Origin of the sequence: Haloarcula sebkhae (genome assembly GCF_014647415.1) — an archaeon.
Lineage (GTDB): Archaea > Halobacteriota > Halobacteria > Halobacteriales > Haloarculaceae > Haloarcula > Haloarcula sebkhae.
In genome coordinates, this window is sequence record NZ_BMPD01000002.1 from 426,965 (window position 1) to 446,224 (window position 19,260).

Annotated in this window: 27 protein-coding genes and 1 tRNA gene; 11 read left to right on the forward strand and 17 right to left on the reverse strand. The window is 61.8% G+C overall.

The features are described 5' to 3' along the window. Position 1 precedes the first annotated feature (1 nt). From IEY38_RS08140 to IEY38_RS08155, 4 genes are all read right to left on the reverse strand, one after another. Positions 2 to 211, reverse strand: a complete 210-nt coding sequence (locus tag IEY38_RS08140; RefSeq protein ID WP_188976877.1) for a TOBE domain-containing protein — start codon at positions 209 to 211, stop codon at positions 2 to 4. An 83-nt stretch (positions 212 to 294) separates the two neighbouring features. After that, entirely contained in the window at positions 295 to 777 is a 483-nt protein-coding gene (locus IEY38_RS08145) for a metal-dependent hydrolase (RefSeq protein WP_188976878.1), read from the reverse strand. Beyond that, positions 777 to 1,325, reverse strand: a complete 549-nt coding sequence (locus IEY38_RS08150; RefSeq protein ID WP_188976880.1) for a COG1361 family protein — start codon at positions 1,323 to 1,325, stop codon at positions 777 to 779. Before IEY38_RS08150 ends, IEY38_RS08145 begins: the two co-directional genes overlap by 1 nt. A 68-nt stretch (positions 1,326 to 1,393) precedes the next feature. Then, positions 1,394 to 2,563, reverse strand: a complete 1,170-nt coding sequence (locus tag IEY38_RS08155; RefSeq protein WP_188976882.1) for a hypothetical protein — start codon at positions 2,561 to 2,563, stop codon at positions 1,394 to 1,396. Between the two features lie 111 nt (positions 2,564 to 2,674). Between IEY38_RS08155 and IEY38_RS08160 the strand changes: the two genes are divergently transcribed. From IEY38_RS08160 to IEY38_RS08175, 4 genes are all read left to right on the forward strand, one after another. Further along, positions 2,675 to 3,910 carry a digeranylgeranylglycerophospholipid reductase gene (locus IEY38_RS08160; RefSeq protein WP_188976884.1) on the forward strand — a complete coding sequence of 412 codons (1,236 nt, stop codon included), beginning with the start codon at positions 2,675 to 2,677 and terminating at the stop codon, positions 3,908 to 3,910. Positions 3,911 to 3,964: 54 nt separating this feature from the next. Further along, on the forward strand, positions 3,965 to 4,678 hold the full coding sequence (locus tag IEY38_RS08165; protein WP_188976886.1) for an NAD(+)/NADH kinase: 714 nt from the start codon (positions 3,965 to 3,967) through the stop codon (positions 4,676 to 4,678). A gap of 41 nt (positions 4,679 to 4,719) precedes the next feature. Continuing rightward, the gene (locus tag IEY38_RS08170) at positions 4,720 to 5,181 is read left to right on the forward strand and encodes a DUF7313 family protein (RefSeq protein ID WP_170095996.1); all 462 of its coding nucleotides are present in this window, start codon (positions 4,720 to 4,722) and stop codon (positions 5,179 to 5,181) included. A gap of 232 nt (positions 5,182 to 5,413) precedes the next feature. Continuing rightward, the gene (locus IEY38_RS08175; RefSeq protein WP_188976889.1) at positions 5,414 to 5,590 is read left to right on the forward strand and encodes a DUF7317 family protein; all 177 of its coding nucleotides are present in this window, start codon (positions 5,414 to 5,416) and stop codon (positions 5,588 to 5,590) included. Between the two features lie 30 nt (positions 5,591 to 5,620). Here the strand turns inward: IEY38_RS08175 and IEY38_RS08180 are convergent, their stop codons facing one another. From IEY38_RS08180 to IEY38_RS08215, 8 genes are all read right to left on the reverse strand, one after another. Next, the gene (locus IEY38_RS08180) at positions 5,621 to 5,890 is read right to left on the reverse strand and encodes a DUF7314 family protein (RefSeq protein ID WP_004517812.1); all 270 of its coding nucleotides are present in this window, start codon (positions 5,888 to 5,890) and stop codon (positions 5,621 to 5,623) included. 10 nt (positions 5,891 to 5,900) lie between these two features. Next, positions 5,901 to 6,200: a DUF7315 family membrane protein gene (locus IEY38_RS08185; protein WP_188976891.1), complete on the reverse strand. Its 300-nt coding sequence runs from the start codon at positions 6,198 to 6,200 to the stop codon at positions 5,901 to 5,903. 111 nt (positions 6,201 to 6,311) lie between these two features. Then, on the reverse strand, positions 6,312 to 7,076 hold the full coding sequence (locus IEY38_RS08190) for a cytochrome bc complex cytochrome b subunit (protein WP_188976893.1): 765 nt from the start codon (positions 7,074 to 7,076) through the stop codon (positions 6,312 to 6,314). A gap of 4 nt (positions 7,077 to 7,080) precedes the next feature. After that, on the reverse strand, positions 7,081 to 7,884 hold the full coding sequence (locus tag IEY38_RS08195; protein ID WP_005534629.1) for a cytochrome b: 804 nt from the start codon (positions 7,882 to 7,884) through the stop codon (positions 7,081 to 7,083). Positions 7,885 to 7,887: 3 nt separating this feature from the next. Continuing rightward, positions 7,888 to 8,754 (reverse strand): ubiquinol-cytochrome c reductase iron-sulfur subunit, encoded by an 867-nt coding sequence (locus IEY38_RS08200; RefSeq protein WP_170095999.1) that lies wholly within the window; start codon positions 8,752 to 8,754, stop codon positions 7,888 to 7,890. A gap of 1 nt (position 8,755) precedes the next feature. After that, positions 8,756 to 9,175, reverse strand: coding sequence for a DUF7318 family protein (locus IEY38_RS08205; protein WP_170096000.1), 420 nt, complete (start codon positions 9,173 to 9,175; stop codon positions 8,756 to 8,758). Continuing rightward, entirely contained in the window at positions 9,175 to 9,831 is a 657-nt protein-coding gene (locus IEY38_RS08210) for a halocyanin domain-containing protein (RefSeq protein WP_170096001.1), read from the reverse strand. The genes IEY38_RS08205 and IEY38_RS08210 overlap by 1 nt, the downstream gene beginning before the upstream one ends. Before the next feature lie 64 nt (positions 9,832 to 9,895). Then, on the reverse strand, positions 9,896 to 10,819 hold the full coding sequence (locus tag IEY38_RS08215) for a DUF7319 domain-containing protein (protein ID WP_188976894.1): 924 nt from the start codon (positions 10,817 to 10,819) through the stop codon (positions 9,896 to 9,898). A gap of 87 nt (positions 10,820 to 10,906) precedes the next feature. Between IEY38_RS08215 and IEY38_RS08220 the strand changes: the two genes are divergently transcribed. Both IEY38_RS08220 and IEY38_RS08225 read left to right on the forward strand, forming a co-directional pair. After that, positions 10,907 to 11,389 carry a DUF7321 family protein gene (locus IEY38_RS08220; protein ID WP_188976896.1) on the forward strand — a complete coding sequence of 161 codons (483 nt, stop codon included), beginning with the start codon at positions 10,907 to 10,909 and terminating at the stop codon, positions 11,387 to 11,389. Between the two features lie 90 nt (positions 11,390 to 11,479). Further along, positions 11,480 to 11,986, forward strand: a complete 507-nt coding sequence (locus tag IEY38_RS08225) for a universal stress protein (protein WP_188976898.1) — start codon at positions 11,480 to 11,482, stop codon at positions 11,984 to 11,986. Between the two features lie 16 nt (positions 11,987 to 12,002). On the opposite strand, the gene nth is transcribed toward IEY38_RS08225, so the two are convergent. Next, positions 12,003 to 12,686 carry an endonuclease III gene (gene nth / locus IEY38_RS08230; protein ID WP_188976901.1) on the reverse strand — a complete coding sequence of 228 codons (684 nt, stop codon included), beginning with the start codon at positions 12,684 to 12,686 and terminating at the stop codon, positions 12,003 to 12,005. Between the two features lie 117 nt (positions 12,687 to 12,803). Between nth and IEY38_RS08235 the strand changes: the two genes are divergently transcribed. Both IEY38_RS08235 and IEY38_RS08240 read left to right on the forward strand, forming a co-directional pair. Next, a complete protein-coding gene (locus IEY38_RS08235) occupies positions 12,804 to 13,322 on the forward strand; it encodes a GNAT family N-acetyltransferase (protein ID WP_188976902.1) in 519 nt (172 codons plus the stop codon). Positions 13,323 to 13,377: 55 nt separating this feature from the next. Beyond that, positions 13,378 to 13,917 carry a GNAT family N-acetyltransferase gene (locus tag IEY38_RS08240; protein WP_188976903.1) on the forward strand — a complete coding sequence of 180 codons (540 nt, stop codon included), beginning with the start codon at positions 13,378 to 13,380 and terminating at the stop codon, positions 13,915 to 13,917. Here the strand turns inward: IEY38_RS08240 and IEY38_RS08245 are convergent, their stop codons facing one another. Further along, positions 13,918 to 14,373 (reverse strand): redoxin domain-containing protein, encoded by a 456-nt coding sequence (locus IEY38_RS08245; protein ID WP_188976904.1) that lies wholly within the window; start codon positions 14,371 to 14,373, stop codon positions 13,918 to 13,920. 203 nt (positions 14,374 to 14,576) lie between these two features. Here IEY38_RS08245 and IEY38_RS08250 point away from each other — a divergent pair, with 203 nt between their 5' ends. Beyond that, positions 14,577 to 14,876, forward strand: coding sequence for a PRC-barrel domain-containing protein (locus tag IEY38_RS08250; RefSeq protein WP_005534615.1), 300 nt, complete (start codon positions 14,577 to 14,579; stop codon positions 14,874 to 14,876). Here IEY38_RS08250 and IEY38_RS08255 read toward each other — a convergent pair. Further along, complete coding sequence (locus IEY38_RS08255; protein ID WP_005534613.1) at positions 14,873 to 16,339, reverse strand: DHH family phosphoesterase; 1,467 nt, start codon at positions 16,337 to 16,339, stop codon at positions 14,873 to 14,875. The genes IEY38_RS08250 and IEY38_RS08255 overlap by 4 nt on opposite strands. 256 nt (positions 16,340 to 16,595) lie before the next feature. Between IEY38_RS08255 and IEY38_RS08260 the strand changes: the two genes are divergently transcribed. Then, positions 16,596 to 16,669, forward strand: a tRNA-Lys gene (locus tag IEY38_RS08260). A 71-nt stretch (positions 16,670 to 16,740) separates the two neighbouring features. Here IEY38_RS08260 and IEY38_RS08265 read toward each other — a convergent pair. After that, a complete protein-coding gene (locus tag IEY38_RS08265; protein WP_188977353.1) occupies positions 16,741 to 17,181 on the reverse strand; it encodes a GNAT family N-acetyltransferase in 441 nt (146 codons plus the stop codon). An 87-nt stretch (positions 17,182 to 17,268) separates the two neighbouring features. Here IEY38_RS08265 and IEY38_RS08270 point away from each other — a divergent pair, with 87 nt between their 5' ends. Next, a complete protein-coding gene (locus IEY38_RS08270) occupies positions 17,269 to 17,493 on the forward strand; it encodes a hypothetical protein (RefSeq protein ID WP_170096010.1) in 225 nt (74 codons plus the stop codon). Positions 17,494 to 17,698: 205 nt separating this feature from the next. Here the strand turns inward: IEY38_RS08270 and guaB are convergent, their stop codons facing one another. Further along, positions 17,699 to 19,183 carry an IMP dehydrogenase gene (guaB, locus tag IEY38_RS08275; protein WP_170096011.1) on the reverse strand — a complete coding sequence of 495 codons (1,485 nt, stop codon included), beginning with the start codon at positions 19,181 to 19,183 and terminating at the stop codon, positions 17,699 to 17,701. Positions 19,184 to 19,260 lie beyond the last annotated feature (77 nt).

Consider the following 19,260-nt stretch of genomic DNA (forward strand, 5'->3'; position numbering starts at 1 on the left):
TTCAGTCCTTGTTGACCATCACTTCGCTGGCCTTGATGACTGCCGACACCTCGTCGCCTTCTGCGAGGTCGAGCCGGTCCGCGGACCCGCGTGTGATCGTCGACGTGACCGTCTCGCCGCCGTCCAGTTCGATGACCACCTCGGCCATCACTTCATCCATCGTCACTGAACGAATCGTCCCGCTGAGGTTGTTCCGGGCACTGAGTGCCATGCGAACTGGTTAGATGTACAATAGTAATACAGTTGTCATCCCGGGGAGTATGGTCGCGAGACTGGCAAGTGGTCTCCGTATAATCACGACCGGGACGCGAACAGCCACGCTGCCACCGCGACGGTTCCGGTGACGCCCGTGAGCCAGATATCCGTACTCAGGTACAGCCCCGGGGTCGGCGGGTGGTACTGTGTCAGTGGCCACAGTACTTCGTACGACCGCCCAGAGGCCTTCAGCAGAAGTGCATCGGCAAACAGGTGGCTGGCCGCCCCGAGCGACAGCAGGCCGAACACGCGCCGTCGGTCTGAGCGGTTCACGATGACCGTCCCTACGAGGACGGCGACGAACGCGCCGCCGAGCGTGTGGACGCCAAGCCAGTCGAACGGGAGATCCAGCGCCGCCTCGACGGCCGCAGCGTCCACAAGAATCTTGATCTTCGCCATATCCGGGATGAACGCACCGGCCATCCCCACAGTGACGTACTCGCCGGTGAGCCAGTCATACCTGAGTGAGAGGAGAGTACAGACGGTGAACGCGATGAAGGCATGCGAGAGCAGGTCCGGCATCAGGCACGCACCTCCTGCATTCTTGTACGGAGCGCCTGTATCGGCCTGAGTGGCTCCTCTCGCCGACACAGTGCTCCTGTCTGCCAGTCCAGCCGCCAGCCACAGACCAGTCGCCCGAGGGTCCAAAAGCCAGCGAGGGCAGAAACGAGATACATCGCAGCGTAGTTCCGCGCCGGCACGCTCACGCTGTTCTCCGCGGTGACAGTCAGCTCCGGACCGAGCGTTCCGTACACCTGCAGCGATTCGCCTTCAGTGACGGCTGTGCCGACGTTCCGGACCGTAATTGTGAATGTGCCGCTGTGGTACTCCCCGTTGGCAGCGTACTCGTACCCGACGGTGGTCTCGACTGGCTCCGTTCCGATGACAGTGCCGGTCACCTGGACGGACTCGCCGACGTAGCTATCCGGATGCTGAGCCAACGAGTTTCCACCGGGGTAGTCGCCCATCGCTGGCGTGGGTGTAATCGTCCCTAGTCCGATCATGAGTACGAATAACACGGCCAACAGTCCAGCGATAGCTGTAACCCTGCCCACCCGCGAGTGAAGCATTCAGATTCCAGTGCGGGCGGTGGGATATAAATTCTGGCGCTTGGGTCGAGTTGGTGTCGCTCGTGCGCCTACTCAGGCTTCCCGGGCAGGACATCCGGGTCGCCGGAGCGGTAGATGTACTCGACAGCGACGCCGGTCAGCGGCGAGTCGGCGGCCGTGGCGTAGGACTTCGCGAGATCGAGGTACTGTTCGGTCACGTCGACGACGCGCCGATAGGCGGCTTCGTCGTCGGGCGCGAGCAGGTACTCGGCGGTGACGGGCGTCAGTTGTCCCTCCGCGCGGTCGTCCTCGTAGTCGTCCACGTCGTCGAGCCACACCTGTGCGCCGATGATGGCGAGGACGATGGCCTTCGCGAACTCGTCGTCGATGTCGAGGCCAGCGAGTCGGTAGAGATCAAGCATTCCGTCGTAGAGGACGCCCACGCGAGCGTACTGGGTCTTGCTGTAGGGGAGTTCCTTCTCTGTCTCGGTGAGGGTCGCCGGCTCCTCGTCGTACTCGGCGAACTTGTACGCCTCGCGGATATCGGTCAGGGCATCGGCGTCGCCGTCCTCGGCCGCGGTCATCAGCTCCCGGAAGTAGTCGTCGCGGTCCTGATGAGCCTCGCTGTAGTCGACAGCCCACTGATAGGCGTTCTCGACAACAGGCGGCATGTCCTCCAACAGGCCGTCGAGATGGGACTGCAGCGCGGACTGGGCGACCTCGGCGACGCGACGACGGTCAGCTTCGCTCACGTCAAAGTCGACCTCGAAATCTTCGAACTCGTCGTCGTTGATGGCGTCGCGCATGTCGCCATCGATGAGTGCCTCGATGGAGAGGCGAGTCATCTGCTCGGCGCGGACGACCATCTCGCGGGGTGCGAGGTCCTGTGCAGGCCCCTTTTCCAGTGCCGTCTCGTCGACCGTCGGGACGCCGTCGGCGATAGTATCGATAACGGGGTCACCGGGTGCCTGCTGACGGGCGTTGCGGTAGACGTAGCCGAGCGTCAGCTGTGCAGGCAGGATGAGCTTCGTGTCATAGGAGAACTCGACCGGACGGCCGAACTCGTCTTCGAGGGCATCCTCGATGCGGTCAGTGACATCGTCGACCATCGACTCTGTCCGATCGTCGATCTCAGACTTCAACGAGAGGCTGCCGGCGTCGAACACACCGGTGTCCGCGTAGTATCCCAGCACTGCCCGTACTGCCGTGGGAAGCCGACGTCTGTCCGCGAGCACGCCCGCGCCTGTCTTGAGAACCATTGTATGTCGCCCCGGGTGTTCCCGTCATGGTAGTGGGGCCGTCTTTACCCTTTCGAGAACGCCCTCGGTGTATTCGGAAAGACTGATTACTGACAGGGAATACCCACAACCATGCGCGAGCGCTTTGACGTGGTAATAGCCGGAGCCGGCCCTGCCGGGGCGCAGTGTGCCCGTGATCTAGCGGAGCGAAACTACGAGGTGCTCGTTCTCGAAAGCGAGCCCGAAGACGGGTTCCCGCGTCAGAGCAACAAGTCTACCGCCGGGACGTTTATGTCGGCGATGACGGGCTTTGCGATTCCTGATGACGTGGTGATGAACTACACAGACAACGTCGTGCTTGAGTCCCCCAACGACCATTACGTCCGCAGTCAGACCGGCGCAGTCTTGGAGTTCGCGGAGTTCAAACAGTGGCTCGTCTCTGAGGGGCGCGATAAGGGCGCGACCTACCGCTTTGACTCCCGCGTCTCGGCACCGATCATGGAGAACGGTGAGATCGTCGGCGTCCGCTACGACGGCGACGAAGAGGTGTACGCAGACATCGTCATCGACGCCACCGGCCCTGCCGCGCCGCTGGCGAAGAAACTCGACGTGTGTAACCTCCAGCGGGACCACCAGGCCATCGGCGTCGAGTACGAGCTCGAGGGCGTGGAAGTCAACCACGACGACTACGCCGACCTCAGGGACGCGATGATGCTCCGCCTCGATCACGACCTCGCCCCGGGTGGCTACTCCTGGATTTTCCACACCGGTGAGGATACGGCGAAGGTCGGTCTCTGTTACATCCAGAACGGCTCCCACCAGAAGTACGCCAAAGACGGGATGGGCATCGACGACTATCTGGAGTACTGGCTCGATTCGGACCCAAGATTCGACGACGCCGAGCGAATTGAGGGCACACAGGCCCACCGCGGATCGGCCCACATCCAGCCACCCGATTCGATGAGCACGGACAACTTCATGGCTATCGGCGACACCGTCCCGACTGTCGACCCGCTGTGGGGAGAGGGGATACACAAAGGGATGAAATCGGCCCGCGCCGCAGCCGCGACAGCCGATTCGGCGCTCAAGCCCGACGAACCCGATACGTCGGCGGAGAACCTCTCTGTTTACGATCAGCTCTGGCACAGCGAGGTAGCCCCGAAACACAACGCCCGCCTGATGATGACGGAACTGCTGTATCTCGCCCCGAACGAGCGATACGATCAGCTAATGGCCGATCTCCGAAGCACCGGCCAGGATACCCTCAGGCAGATCAACGGCGGCGACCGGCGGGCGATTGCGAAACTCACCCACCTCTCTGACATGCCGATTCTCGTCGAATACGCCCGCCGTCGCCTCGATATTTGAACTGATCGCGCGAAGTGCGGCAGGTTTTTTTCCGCCGGCCCGGAGTTTCAGGTGATGGGAACCCCCGTTGGTGTGGTCGGTGACGACGCCCTGGCAGACGTGCTTCGAGACGCCGGCATAGCTGTTGAGCGGGGTAGTGACGGCGCGGTTCCGGATACTGACCGGGTCGTCGCCGTCGGCGAGGACGCCGTCGCCGCCGTGGCACGGGCCGAGGGTGACCCGCTTGTGTTACCGGTCGCGGCGGGTCGCGGCGTCCGGTCAGTGCCACGCGACGACGCCGTCGCCGCTGTGTCGGGACTCGCTGATGCCCGGATTGAGACGCATCCGGTCCTCCACGTGACAATGCCTGACGGGACGGTCGAACAGGCATTCTGGGACGTGACTCTCGTGACTGCCGACGCGGCCCGCATCTCCGAGTTCACTATTGCATCGACGGCTGACCGCATCGGACAGTTCCGGGCCGACGGTGTCGTAATTGCGACGGCCGCTGGCTCACCGGGCTACGCCCACCGTGTCGGCGGCCCGATTCTGGCACCGTCGGACCAGGCAGTGGTAGCACCGATCGCACCGTTTGCGACTGACCCGGACCACTGGGTGTTGCCAGTCGACGGACTCAGTGCTTCGATTGAGCGCGACGAGGCGACTGTCGAATTACTTGTTGATGACCGGATCTCGCGCCCCGTTAGCTATCAGGAGCGTATCACGATCTCGCTCGGGTCCCCTGTTCGGACCGCTGTCGTCGACAAGAGCCAGTCCAGATTCGAGTGAGATTGGAAAGACACTAATGGACGGTGGACAGAGCTTTGGATATGCAGCCATCCGTAACGCTCTTTGGGCCACTGGATACCATTCTGGGGAACCCCACAGTCGGCGGTTCGTTCCTCATTGAGTACATCATTTTTGGAGTGGTAATCGTCAACTTCCTCACGCGGCAGCTCGCCCACAGAAGCCACGTCAAGCAGTACGAAAACGGTGGCGCGGACGCGATCAGCCGCCACCCGGCACACACGTTCACCAACATCGCGCTGATCGTGCTGTCGTTCTTCTACATGACGCTCCACCACCACGGTGGAATGGTCTTGTCTGTACTCGTACTCGGTGCAGTCATCACCGACTTCTTCGAGTTCGAGTCCCGGAAAGTCGAGGCGCGCCGTGACATTCCGCTCGAACGGCCGAAGGGAGCCATCGTCGCCGCCCTCGTAGTGTTCATGTACGCGGGCTACCAGAGCCTGTTCTGGGTCATCAAGGGTCCCTGGAGCGCCATCGTCTAAACACGGTTTCTCCTTTTGCGGACTTCGAGTGCGACAATTCAGCAGCCGCGCTTATCGATAACCTCGTGTATGCGGTCGGTAACTACTTGCTAGGCCATATCGTTCGTCTGTATAGTTCTATGCTACTTAATTGAGTTATCGTTTGCTTCTGAGCACTATTATCGACAGTTTGGTCTAGTATTGGGCGAAATAGTTTAATGCCACCGCTGCATGGATATCGATGTAGACCAAAATGTCACACAGGTCCCTCACAACGGCGCTGACACTGTATCGCGGGGAAACACTCACACTCGAAGAGGCGGCGACGTACGGCGGGGTGTCACCAACAAAATTCGCTACGGCGCTTCGCTCGCGCGGCATTCAGGTGCGTGACGAAGACGTTACGCCAGTCGACCAGACTCCGAACTGAGTTCGGCGTCGGTCCCGTGAAAAAGGCTACTTACGCCGACCGCTCGTTGAGATACGCCTGGAATTCACTAATCAGCGGGAGCACGACCCAGAAAGTCAGTGCGCCCAGCACCGCAAACCAAAAGAACGCGTCGCCCATGAACAGGGCGATCTGGTCGAACGTGGTCGGTTCCTCGATAGTAAGTTCGCCCGTGAGCTGTGCCCCCTCGAAACTCGGCGTGTTGTACCATCCTTTGATGGTCATCCAACCCAGTCCGCCGACCATGAGGCACGCGAACCCCTTCATGAACTCGTCAGCCATTATCCGAACGTTAGGTAGCGTCGTCTTTAGACTTTCCCATTTCCTCGGTCCGGAACCGTGTCGAAAACGCATAGACGACTGTGCCAGCGAGGATGCACGCGATTCCGGCGATGCCGACCGGCACATCGATCTCCGAGGCGGGCGCTGACGCCCGCTGTGTCGCCACGTCGACGAGGATGAAGCCGGCGACGACGCTGACGACCGCAAACAGCGTCGAAAACACTGTCACGGCCTTGTACACGCGCAGCGGCACCACAACGTCCCGCCGATCCGAACCGTCTTCAGTCCCCGCTGACTGGTCCTCTGTCATCGGTACTAGTAGGGACGGGAGCCACTTTACTGCGGCGAGACGAGTCGCCACCGCTTGCGACAGCCACGAGCAGAGAACGTGAGAAACGACGGAGAAAAGTACTGACCGGGGTTACTTCGGCGGTCGTAGCCGGTAGTACCGACGGTTGAGGTCGAACATGTAGCCCTCGCGCATCGTCTTGAGCACCGCGTAGGTAATCGTCGCACTGATGATGGGGACGAGGAACGTCAGGTCGAACAGCAGGTGGGGAGCTATCGGGGCGAGGTTCTTGATCGACAGCGCCGCGATGGTCAGGCTGAAGATGACGCCGGACATCCCGACGGCGGCCCAGAACGGCTGCTCGACGGGACGGCGGGCGGACCCCTTGTTCAGGAAGGGGACGATGGCAACGAAGCCGACGACCACGACGTTTGCCAGCACACCGTAGGTTCGGTCAGCCATGAGCTTCGAACCGCCGAGGATGCTCAGGTCGGGGTTCAGCGGGCCGAGCTTGAGCAGGCCGAAGGACCAGTAGAGATACCAGTCCGGCAGGATAATCGCCGGCGTCACGCTGGAGTTCGCCGGATTCGGCATCTCCGGCGGGAGTGTCGCCGCCACGAACAGGATCATCCCGACGAAAAAGGAGGTGAGCGCGATGTTGCGCATCATCTCGTGGGGCCAAGCCGGGAACGCGAGCACGTCGCGCTCGACGTAATCCGACTGCTGGCGAAGGTCTTGGTCCTCGCGGCGCGCCCGCTCGAAGTACTCGTACGTCAGCCGGGAGAGCCCCTGGGTCCGCTCTTTGCGTTCGGACCATGCGGGGGTCTCGTCGTCCGGCGAGACGATACCGGTGCCGGAACCGTCCGTGCGAACGTCGTCTGTGTCGTTGTCGCTCATAGTATTAGTGTGGTTCAGCGATCCCCTGCATCCAGACAATGCCAATGTGGACCGCGATGATGGCAGTCGTGATGAACGGCAGGAAGAACACGTGCAGGATGTACATCCGTTGTAGCGTGGCCTGCGAGAGTGTGAACCCGCCGAACATCAGCTGTGCGACCCACTCACCGATAAGTGGGATGGAGAGGGACATTTCAACGCCGATCTGGCCGGCCCAGAACGAGAGCTGGCTCCACGGCAGCAGATAGCCGGTGTATCCGAACACCAGCGTCAGCGAAATCAGGACGATACCGATGAGCCAGTTCAGCTCGCGCGGCTCCTTGTATGCCCCGGTGAAGTACACACGGAGCATGTGGAGGAACACCGCGGCGACCATAATCTGCGCGGCCCAGCGGTGGACCGAGCGCAGGAAGTAGCCGAGATTGAGCTGGCCCATGATAAGCATCACTGAATCGTACGCGACCGTGGGCGACCCGTCGGCAGCCGCGGCGGCCGGAGCGTAGTAGAAGCCCAGCAGCGCGCCTGATATCGCAGCAACGATGTACGCAACTGTCGAGAACGACCCGAGTGCGTACAGTGGGTACCAGTACCAGAACTTGTTGTCGAGGTTGTACTGTTCCGTGTGGCTCTTCGGCATCTGCATGTTGACCTTGTAGTAGAGATCTTCGAGGATCTCCAGATAGTCAACGACGCGCAGCCGCCGATCGAGCCAGATAAGCACGGTCAGGTACACCGATTCTACCGGCGTCAGCTCGCGCGATTCCATCCAGCCTTTGTGGTCGTGTTCGTCTTTGCGTTCGAGACTCATTGGTTACTCCGTCAGTGGTGGGCGTGGCAGCGCCACGAACGTCGCTTGCACAGGGCTGAACGGGTCGTACACGGACTGGTGGCACTGACAGTAGATGTCGTTGGCCGCACCGAAGTTGGCGCTCCCGCTCTGCGTTTTGAACCCTGGCACACAGCAGAAGTGCGTGCACTTGTTCAGCCAGGCGATGAAGCCCTGATCTGTCGCCTCGGAAATGAACGACTGGACGCTTCCGGGAAGCTCCGCGTACTCGCCCTCGCCGTTGGCCATCTTCTCAACCTCAGGTGACCTGATGATCTGCACCGGAACCCCATCGCTTCCCTCGCTGTTGGTCCGCCAAGCGACACTTGCTGGCTTCCCGAGGCCGGAGTCGCCGATGCCGTTGCCCCAGTCCTCGTAGTCAGTGAACATATCGACTGTGACTGGTTTACCGGACTCGTACTCACCCTGCCAAGAGAAGGACCCAGTGTCGTTGAGGAATGTGCTGTTCCGGTCCGATTGCGGGTAGACAGCCTCACTGCTCTGGATACCGCAGTACTGGAACCACTGGGAGGTGTAGTCGATACCGCTTCCACCGAAGTCCGGTGCAACGGCCGCACCGGCTTCCTCATCGTATTCCGGCCAGTGCCCGCTGATCTCGCCACCGTTAATCTCGATAGGAATGATCGGCATCCCCCGCGGGGCCGGTCCGCCGATGTTCTCGACGGCAACGAACGGGGTCGTCCCGCCACCTTCGCCAGCGGCGTCTGTCGTCGCGTCGACGGCTGCTGCACCACCGACACCAACGCCGGAGAGTGCCGCACTTCCGACGACGCCCTTTACGAAGCGGCGACGGCCTGTTTCAGCCGGGTATTTGTCTTCATCAAGTGGCATATTATTTCTTGTAGTATGGGTACACTGCGCGTTTGAATGTCTCTGCGAGCTTGTCGCCGTCCGCCACCGTCGTTCCGTCGACGTCTTCCTGACGGATGTAGAGGTCCTCCCATTTGCGACGGCGCTTCTTGACGATCATCACGTCGGGGAGGAACTCCTTGCGGTACAGCAGCATGATGAACGCCAGGTCGATGAAGATCGCCGTCAACACGCCGCCCATGAACATGTTGGCCTCGATGAGCCGCAGTGTCAGCGACGTGCCGATGCCGGACGCCCACCCGGCGATCATGCCGTAGGTGAAGAGTCCGACAAGGCCAACCTGGATAATTGTCAGGAGTACGATGCCGACGGCCGCTGCTGTGCTCTCGCGCGGCGGTTCGTATCGGTGGATGTCACCGTAGGTGGAGCCTTCGGATGCCATCAGTTGTTCCCTCCGCTAGTGTGGGGCGACTCGCCGTACTTCAGCTGGAAGAAGGTGAAGATAAGCGGGATGATGACTGCGAGTCCAGCGCCGAACCCGACGTAGTGTGGCTGTATCGGGACGCCAGCTTCGTGGGGAGCGACCTCGACGGGGCCGCCGCCACCGATTGTCTGCGTCGCATACTCCTCGCCGACAACGACAGCACCCTTCATGTTGAGCCCCTGGTGGGGCGAACAGTAGTAGGGATAGATGCCGTCTTCCTCGAAGGTGTGTTCGTAGTTGACGCCGGCACTGGAAGTCGAACTGCCAGAGTCCAGTGGTCCGTCGCCCTTCGAGACGACGTTGTGGCCGCCGCCGTTGCCCGTCCATTCGAACTGGACGGTTGCGCCGTTGTCGACGTGGATAGCGGGCGGACCGAACCCGAAGGCACCTCCGTTGGCCTTCACGCCGACCTCGACAGTTGCTGTATCCTGTCCGGTCGCGTCAGCGGTTGACCCGTCGAAGTTACTGACCTGATCCAGGAAACCGCCGTAGTCCGGGACGGTTTCGCCACCGCCACCGCCTTCCTCCTGTGCGGCGGCTGCGCCGGTGGCACTGAGGGTCGCCGCGGCACCGGCGGCCCCCCCTGCTGTCCGGACGAACTCCCGTCTGTTCATATACACTCTGGAATCAGGACTGAGTTTGTATAAACCCACCGAATACCACCCGCAGGAACCGTCATTACCCGGCTTCGTCAGTTTCGCCAGCCCCCGCTTCAGACCGCGAATTCTGCGGGCTGAGCTCCGGAACGAACTCCGGTCGCTCGCCATCCTCAAGCCCGATGGCCCGCAGTCTGTCCCGGTACTCCTCAGAGCGGAACGTGTCCGAGAGCCTCGCGTTTGCGACGGTGAAAAAGAGGACGAGCGACACGCCGATGAAGGCGACGCCAGCCACGACCAGCAGTGCAATGCTGGTCCCCCTGTTGCCGATGACGCCGGCGGTCGCAAGAACCGCACCTCCGAGCAGGGCAATCCCAGCCAAAAATTGTGCCCCGGCGATCGCCTGTAGCATCCAGTTGCCAAGTTCGCCGCCACCTTCGGGGACCTCCTCCGGTTGGGGGAGAGGCCTGTCGGGAACGTCCTCGGGCACGTCATAGGAGTCCATCGAACACAGCGCGACCGTGGGCTTTACGTCACGCATGACGGTTCCCTCTCCTTCGAGGCTTCCGTCTGGGTAGACGACCGCGTAGCCTTCGTCGGAGTACGCAAGCACCCGCGGCGGATCCCGATGGCGTTCGATACGGGCGAACACGTCGCGGCTTGCGACGCGACTTCGGAGGTCCCGCGTGACCCGGTCAAGGAGTTCGTCGCCGGTGATCCAAGAGTCCTCGTCGAAGGCAACGTCCCATTCCTCGGCGGTCATCTCGGCCATGTCCGCCGGGCCGAAGTTGTCGAAGTCGTACTTCCCCTCGACTTGCTTCCGGAGCGCCTCCGTATCAAGCTCCTCATCCGACTCACCGTCATCGCCCGACTCGCCAGCACCGGCGGTCTCACCGCCGTCGCCCTCAGCCCCGTGTTCGCCGGGCTCGGTTTCGGCAGCTACCGCGTCCGCAGGGGTGTTCCCGCGCTCGTCCTCCGTGGGAGACGTCGAGTCCGGGTCGGCCATTGCTCGGGTGTACGGACCGCGACGGCTTACAAGTTCTGACCTTCTGCATCCGGCAGTCTTTAGCGAGCACTGTCCCTAGGTCGGTCCATGGTGTCGGACGGCCTCGTGGCCACAGTCGCGTTACTGTCGGTGAGTCTCAGCCTCCCCTGTTTCCTGTACGGCGCGTACTACATCATCGAGACGGAGCCGGTCACCTGGGACGTGCTCGTGCATCATCTGAAGTTCGTCACGACGGGGTTGGTGTTGACCACCGTCCCGATGGTGTTCTGGATGGTCCCACGGCTCCCAGACCAGCTCGGTGGCCTATCCGCTGTCCACGCGATGCTCGGCCTCCAAGCGTACGCGCTGCTTGCCTTCGGCGGAACGGGCATCGTCCGGATATTCCGGGCGAAGCGGGAACACGACCTCTACAACGAGTACGACGAGGATCTGTTACTGGACGAAATCGGCGATGAGACGTTCAGCCACTGGCGCTCGCGACTCCGCATCGGCGTGTTCGGCTACGTCATCTTCTGGGTGCTGGCGTATCTGGTCGGCGTCGCTCGGTACGCCCTCCGGTACGTGGCGTGAGCGCTGTCGATAGCGGTCCTGATTCTCGGCTTTTGCGAACAGACTAGATGTTTCATTAGCATTGCATGTCCATCGCTAGCTGTGGTTCCAATGTACGAACACATTCTCTTTCCGACGGACGGTAGTGACGGAGCAGCAGCCGCGCTGGAACATGCGCGAAATCTCGCCGAAACGCACAACGCGACGTTACACATCATGACTGTCCTCGATACGTCGTCGCCGCACATCGGCATGACCTCAGCCGGCCCGGCGGGAGCGACGACCGGCATGACTGCGGAGGAACACGACGAATCGGAGCCGGGGATGGTCGGCGAAGAGCACAACATCGACTCATCGCTACAGGAGCGCGCGCAGGCCATCGTCGACTCGGCGGCAGACGAGGCCGACGGAGTCGATACCGTCACCGCTATCGAACGCGGCCCCCCACACAGCGCGATCCTTGACTACGCCGACGAGAACGACATCGACCTCATCGTCATGGGGACTCACGGTCGAACGGGCATCGAGCGGTATCTGCTCGGCAGCGTCGCAGAAAAAGTCGTTCGGACGTCGGACGTGCCCGTGCTCACTGCACGCCTCGGTGACGACAAAGACTGAGCCGCTCGGTGCGGGGCTACCACGCCTCGCCGCTGGCGAGGTCGACGTCGCTGTCTCCTTTCTCGGAAGGACAGATGTCCGCGAGCACGCACGCCTCGCAGTCGGCCGACCGCGCACCGCACACGGCTCTCCCGTGGTCGATGAGCAGGTGGGTGAACTGCTGCCACTCGCCTTCTGGCACCACGTCCAGCAGATCCTGCTCGATAGCCTCCGGACGCTCTTTCTCAGTAAGCCCCAGTCGCCGCGAGAGCCGCTGGACGTGTGTGTCCACGACGATCCCTTCGACGACATCGTGGCCGTGCTGGAGGACGACGTTCGCCGTCTTGCGGCCGACACCCGGGAGGTCTGTCAGCGCCGACATCGTATCGGGCACCTCGCCGTCGTGTTCACCGGTCAGAATTTCACCGATTCCCTGAAGATAGCCGCCCTTGTTGTTGTGGAACGTGATGCCGTAGATGTCCTCGGCGAGTTCCTCCTCGGTGGCTTCGGCGTAGTCTTCGGCGCTCTGGTACTTCTCGAACAGGTCCGCCGTGACCTCGTTGACTCGCTCGTCAGTACACTGTGCCGAGAGGACGACGGCAATCAGCAGTTCCAGACGGTTGCTGTAGTTCAGTGAAATCGCCGAGTCGGGGTATTCCTCGTGCAGTCGGTCGACGACCTCCGTTGCCTGTTCCTCGCGTGACTCCAGCGGCGTTCCCATACCGCAGGACAGTACTGAGTTCCCTTTTCCGTGTCGTTTTCTACTGCCCAGTACTTGCATGGTATCTCCTCACAGACTACGACAACAGCCTTGTGTCAGTTGCGACTGGTTTCACCTATGTCAGGACCAGTGTTCATCCACGGCGAACGGGTGACGCTCCACCCGCAGCAAGCAACCGATAGCGACCTGTTACAGCGGCTCTTAAACGAGCCGCAGGTCCGGCACAATATCGGTTTCAGCGAGCCGCTCTCCGAGCCTGCCACCGACGACCTCGATAACCGCGATGCCGACACGCACTTTGTCGTCTGTGTGGACGATGAGCCGGTGGGGACGTGCATGCTTCACGAGGACCACCATCCGTGGGGATTTGGTGTGCTCGGGTACTCGATCTGTCCGGACCACTGGGGCAACGGCTACGCGACCGATGCCGTCGACTGTCTCGCACAGTATGCGTTTCAGGAACTGCGACTGAACAAGCTCGGCGCGGACTGCTACACCACCAACCCAGCCTCCGCACGTGTGCTGGAAAAAGTCGGATTCCAGCAGGAGGGACGGCGGCGCGACCACGCCTTCGTCGACGGCGAGTACGTCGACCTACTGGAGTTCGGCCTGCTCGCTGATGAGTGGTCTCCTTGAAATCTTCTCACACACCTTCCGAAGCTTCTTTCAGTACCCCCTCGTCGGTCTGTATATGCCTGGACCAGTATTCCTCCGGGGCGAGACGGTAACGCTCCGAACGGTCGAAGACGAAGACGTGTCGTTCCTGCAAGAGACGATCAACGACCCGGATGTCAGACACGGTCTCTCAGCCACAGAGCCGATCTCCGAGGAGGCTGAGCGCGAGTGGGTCGAATCCGTCGCCAGCGGCGAGACCGACGACGTGCATCTGCTCGTCTGTGTCGATGGCGAGGCGGTCGGCATTATCGGGCTGAACGACGTTACGGACCGGATAGGGATGGCCGAACTCGGCTACTGGCTCACGCCGGACGCGTGGGGCAACGGCTACGCGACCGACGCCGCCCGGACGATCACCGAGTACGCCTTTCGAGAGCGCCGCTTCCATCGGGTGTACGCGAAGGTCTTCGCCGGTAACGAAGGGTCACAGCGCGTGCTCGAAAAGACGGGGTTCCAGCGAGAGGGGACGCTGCGGGACCACTGGTTCCGCGATGGCCGCTACGAAGACGTGTACATCTACGGTCTGTTAGAGGGCGAACTGGACCACGGTGAGTAGCTACAATTCGGCGAGACCACGCAGAACTTCGTCGAGGGGTGGCGCGGTCCCGTCGGTCTCGTCGAACACAGTCGCCCCCCGAACCCGACATCGCTGGTCGACGACGAACGCCGCTCGCTGGACGCTCCCGTCCTGTTTTCTGACGCCGAACTGCGTCGCGACGCCGTGGGTGTCGGCCAGCAACGGGTATGGAAGCGACAGCGCCGCTGCGAGCGACCGGCAGTCGTCAATATCTGCCGGGAGAACACCAAGGACGGCCACGGCCTCCGATACGCTCGCCCAGTCTGCGTCGGCCAGTGCACTGAGGACGGCCTGCGACTCGGGGCCGTCGCCGGGAACGAACGCCACGACTGCCGGCGCGCGGTTCGTCGCAGCCGACAGCCGATAGGCACCGACACCCCCGTCAGCGGTCCCTTGTAGATCGAAATCCGGGGCAGGTTCACCGGGAGAGAGCATACTGAGCGAACGGGGGAGCGGGACAAAAGTCCCGCGACCCAGACAGGCGACTGGTACCCGCGTGGCGGCAGTGCTACTGGGGAGACAGAATCAGCCTGAAAATCAATTCCAGGATTGCTGCGTGGTATTGATCCCCTGCACTGCGGACGTTTCAGTCGCAAAGAAGCTTTATAAGCCGTCCGACCAACCACCGTCGTATGGGAATGGAGAATCTGCCACAGGAGATTACAGCCCTCGTGGGTCGCGAGGTGTATTCGAAAAACGGCGTGTTCGTCGGCGAAGTCGAAGACCTTCGGCTGGAACTCGACCGAAAGGAAGTGACAGGGCTGGCACTCCACCAGCTTAACACAGAACTGTTTGACGAAGAGGTGAACGCATCGCGAGGCGTCATCATCCCGTACCGGTGGGTTCAGGCTGTCGGCGATATCGTCATCGTCAGCGATATCGTCGAACGGCTCCGCCAGCCCGAGGCCGGCGACGAAGAAGAAGAAGTCCCCGCCTAGTTTCCGTTCGAACTCTCGCTACTGGAACTGTCGACGCCCATCGCTTCGAACAGTTTCCGTTTGACCGCTTCTTCAGTGAGTTCCAGCAGTGTATCTCTGTTGTCGTCGCTCGTATCGAGGCCGGTGAAGATGCCCAGCGGTATCTCGACGCTAGCGTCGGTGGAGTGACCTGCTGTCTCCCCCATCCCGCCGAACGCGTCCGACAGCACCTTGCCGATGTTCATCCGGATGTCCTTCGAACGGGCAGCGAGATAGATGGTGTCATCGGCGATGGCGAACACGGCTGTCGTCGTAATCCCCTCCAGATTGAGGAGGTGCTGGGCTGCTTGCGCTAAGGCGTCACGATCCCGGATGAACCCGGCGTTGGAGACGAGGTGGCTTCCCTGAACCTCGCGGTTCCGGATCGCCTCGGCGAGCACGTCAAGCGTTTCCGGACTCATCGACGGCGATTCGACCTGTTCAAGCGTGTCGTGGTCGGCGAACGGGTACAGATACGCTGCGGCGGTCAGGTCTGCCGGCGTCGTGTCCCGTTTGAAATCCAGCGTCTCGGCACGGATGCCGTACAGCAGCGCCGTGGCGACGCTCTGGTCGAGATTGAGATCGAGTTCCTGGATGTACTTCGTTAGAATCGTCGACGTGGCCGAGATGTTGGGCCGGATATCGGAGAAGGCGGCGTCGTGTTCCAGTTCGTGTTCGTGCTCGTAGTGATCGACAACGATGTCGACCGAGTCGATAGCCGGTTCGCCGCCCTTGGCAACGTCCACCAGCGCGAACGTGTCGTACTCGTCGAGGTCGACATCCTCGTTCGAAGTCAGTTCGATGCCGAGGAGATTGACGAACGCACGGTTCTCCTGGTGCCCGATCTCGCCCTCGTAGATGATATCTGCTTCTACGTCACGGCTCGCAGCGATGGCCCGCAATGCGGCCGCCGAGGCGATGGAATCGGGGTCCGGCGACCGGTGGATGAGTATCGCCATGCGTTCCTCGGTCCCGTCGATGACATCTCCGAGCTGGGAAGCCTTGTACTCCAGTTCACCAGTTTCAAGCGCTCGAAGTGCCGAATCCGCGATGACCGCGGAGGGATTGATAACCACGTCTGCACCGAGTTCCGTGAGGTCGTCGGCGGACACCGGGTCGTCGGCGCGGGCGACGATGAACTGCTCGCCGCCGGACTCGCGGATGTTCTGCACCGCCTCGGCGTTGGCGTTCACGTCCGGAGACATGATGAGAACCACGTCGCGGTCGGCAACCGTCTGGGCAACGTCAGTCTCGCAGATGTCTGCCTGCTGTGCGTTGAGGTCCTGGTCACGGAGCGCCTCCACTCGCCCCTCGTCCGCGTCGAGGATGAGTACGTCTTTCCCCTCCTCGACGAGTTCTTCCGCCACGGCGTGGCCAACACTCCCACACCCGAGGATGGCGTAGGTCGACATAGAGGCCATCGTGATGCCGCTGGCTGTACTCATTAGTGTCTGTATCGCTTGGCGTCAAGCCTCTTTAATGCCAGCTATTTCACCAACAACTGGGAACGCTCTCCTGACAGGCTGGTCTGAGAAGCCGTCAAACGTCGTCCAGAACGGTCACAGTCGCGCCCGCCAGCCCTCGTGCCGAGGTCCAATTGCCGCTAGCCGACTATTGTGTGCACGAAACGTGAGACCGACCGACACGAGGCGTCCGAATGAAAACCTATTTTACCGGGCCGTCCAGAGAAATGAGTGCACTGGGCCGGTAGCTCAGTCTGGCAGAGCGACGGCCTCTTAAGCCGTCGGTCGAGGGTTCAAATCCCTTCCGGCCCGTATTCTTGCGCCGCGAATAAAACCGTGAGTGGCGCGAATCCGATATCCTTCTGATCCGCCTGGTGGGCAACTCAGCCGTCCAGCTGTTTTCGCATCTTGACGTGTGGGATGCCGGCTTCCTCGAATTCGTCGCTGACCGTCTCATAGCCGAGTTGCTGGTAAAACGGCTCAACGTGAGTCTGTGCGTGGAGTTTAAGTTCGGTTGCACCATCGTCACGAGCGGCAGCTTCGACGGCCTGCATCAACGCCGCGCCGACGCCATCCTCTCGATAGGGCTTACGGACCGCGACTCGCTCGACCCTGCCGACCGTGGGCTCGGGGAACCGGAGCCGAGCAGTCCCAACGGGATACTCGTCGTCACGAGCCAGAAACTGAACGGCTTCCGAGTCATTTCCATCGAGTTCCTCATCCTCAGAGACGCCCTGTTCCTTGACGAACACTGCTTTTCGAACGGCGGTTGCCGCGTCTCGGAACGCATCCCAGGAACCGACATCGACTTCCACGTTGCTCATGACCGTCGCTTCGAGCGGGTCCCCTGTATGTGCTGTCACTGAGAACCGCCGAAACCATCAACACAGACCCGGGTGTAGCGGGCATGCATGACGTACGACTACGCTCGCGACCACGAGCACGAACTGTCGGCGGAGTATCTGTACGCCTCTGATGCGGAGGTTCTGGGAATCTACGACGCCGATGACTCTCTACAGGTCGACGTGGCGGTTATCTGCCCCGAGTGCAGCGAGACACTCCGTCTGGAGGCGACCGTCGACAAAGTCACGTCGTCCGGGACGGAGCTGCCGCTGGACGAAGACTACTACGACTGACCGGCGATCCCGAAATGATTTTTTCCGCGGCACGAGTACAGTGGGCCGCTATGTCCGACTTCGATACGTTCGAGTGTGCGAGCTGTGGTGAGTCATTCAAAGCGTATCCCGACGCGAATGCAGCACAGAAAGAGGCGTGTAGTCCGGCCTGCGAAACCGACTTATAATCGGCTGCGGCTTTCTGCGTCCACTCCGGTTGTCAGCGTTAGCTGTCGGGGCTGTAGTTGGGCGCTTCGTCCGTAATCATCACGTCGTGTGGATGGCTTTCCTGCTGTCCGGCCGCGGAGACCCGCACGAATTCGGCGCGCTGCTTGAACTCGGGAATCGTCTCGGCCCCGACATAGCCCATCCCGGACTGCATCCCGCCGACGAGCTGGTGGAGTTCGGAGGCCAGCGAGCCCTTGTACGGCGTCGCGGCTTCGACGCCCTCAGGGACGAACTCCTCACCCTCCTCGTCGTCCTTGAGGTAGCGCTCGCCGCCGCCCTCGTTCATCGCGCCGACGCTGCCCATCCCGCGGTACTGCTTGTACTTCTTGCCGTTCATCGTGATGACGCGGCCCGGAGCCTCGTCTGTCCCGGCGAAGTAGGAGCCGAGCATCACCGCGTCCGCGCCCGCGGCGATGGCCTTGATGGCGTCGCCGGAGTAGCGGATACCGCCGTCAGCGATGACCGGCACGTCGTGCTGGCTCGCCACGTCGGCGACCTGCGCGACGGCGGTGATCTGTGGCATCCCGGCACCGGTGACCACACGGGTGGTACAGATGGAGCCGGGACCGATGCCGACCTTGACGCCGTCGGCGAAGTCAACGACGGCTTCGGCGGCTTCTCGGGTCCCGATGTTGCCGACGACGACGTCGGCGTCTACTTCGGCCTTGATCTCACGGGCGCTCTCGATGACGTTCGCGTTGTGGGCGTGCGCACAGTCGATGAACAGGATGTCAGCACCGGCGTCGTCGGCGACCTGTGCGCGGTCCATCTCGAAGGGACCGACAGCGGCACCACAGCGGAGCGAGCCGTCGTCCGCGCGGGCGGCCTGGTCGTACTCGCGGCGCTGGAGGATGCCCTGCATCGTGACCAGCCCGACGAGTCGGTTCTCGTCGTCGACTATCGGGACGCGCTCGATCTTGTGGTCGTACATCAATTCTAGCGCTTCGCGGGGGGTCACGTCCTCGGGTGCGGTGACGACTTCGTCGGTCATCGCATCCGTGACGGCGTCGTCCTCACCGACCTCTAGATACGGGCGGATATCCGTCCCGGAGATGATGCCCAGCACTTCGTCGTTGTCGTCACCGACAACCGGTGCGCCGGAGACACCCTCGCGTTCCATCATCTCGTCGACCTCTCGAACGGTCTGGTTCGGGCTGGCCGTCACGACGTCGCGGATGATGAGTTCGTCGGCGCGTTTGACCCGCTCGATCTCTGTCGCCATCTGGTCGGCGTTCATGTTGCGGTGGAGGACGCCGATACCACCCTGCCGCGCCATCGCGATCGCCATATCGCTCTCGGTGACGGTGTCCATCGCCGCGGAGACAACAGGGACGGTTAGTTCGACCGACTTCGAAACCCGTGTTGTGGTATCTGCCTCGTCTGGTTCGACGCGGGACTCCTTGGGTCTGAGGAGCACATCGTCGAACGTCAGCGCCTCCGGCACTCGGAGCTTCTCTGAGAAAGGCTCGGAATCGTTCGCCATGTAAATCGTCCACGACGGTCCGGCAAAAACGTTGCGAGACTCGGTGCTACGTGGGGTTCGATGCCACACCTGTCCCC